This is a genomic window from Marinobacter sp. bablab_jr008 (assembly GCF_016464145.1).
GTDB classification, from domain to species: domain Bacteria; phylum Pseudomonadota; class Gammaproteobacteria; order Pseudomonadales; family Oleiphilaceae; genus Marinobacter; species Marinobacter nauticus.
The window spans coordinates 1-738 of record NZ_JACDWW010000087.1 but is presented as its reverse complement, the minus strand read 5'-3'; the positions used below and the strand labels follow the sequence as shown (position 1 = coordinate 738).

At 61.4% G+C, this 738-nt stretch carries 1 pseudogene; it reads left to right on the top strand.

Annotated features, from left to right (window positions below):
- Window positions 1-738, top strand: a pseudogene (locus tag JIF53_RS17810) (transposase); the annotation flags it as partial.

The window sequence follows — 738 nt, the reverse complement described above, 5'->3', positions numbered from 1 at the left end:
GGACCCATTTTTCAAGTCTGCCCTGGGCATCAGGCAATCGCCATCGTCGGCCCGGTTGCGCCAGCGATTTGATGAAGACGCTCAAGGCCTGACACCCCTGCTGGACGATGCCAGCGTCGAGTTTCTTCAGTCCGTCGAAGCGCCGGTGTCACCTCTGGCGATGGGCCACGTTGCGCTGGATATGGATGTCTTTCCCATGGACAACAGCCAGACCCGCAAAGAGGGTGTCAGCTACACCTACAAGGGTTATGACGGCTATGCGCCAATGGCCGCCTACCTGGGGCAGGAAGGCTGGTGCCTGGGTTGCGAGCTGCGCCCTGGCAGCCAGCACGCCAACAAGGGATTTCTCGACACCCTCAAACGAGTGTTACCCCGGGCTCGATCACTGACGGATAAGCCCATTTTGTTGCGCCTGGACAGCGCACACGATGCCCGTGCCAATCGCGATTTCCTGCGCGAGCAGGACCAGGTCGACTTCCCGGGAAATTCGACACCAACAACCTGGTCATGGCCTTCGCGACGATGGGTTACAACGTGTTGCGCTGGATGGGTCTGCGACTGACCGGCCCGGATGCACCGGTTCGCCACCCGGCCAGGCGTCGCCGCCTGAGAACCGTGATGCAGGAAATCATGACCATGGCCTGCCGCCTGGTGCACAGTGGCCGGCAGTGGATCCTGCGATTTGGCCGGCACTGCCCAGGCTTTGCGGTTTACCGCGATCTTTATCGGGGCCTTGCT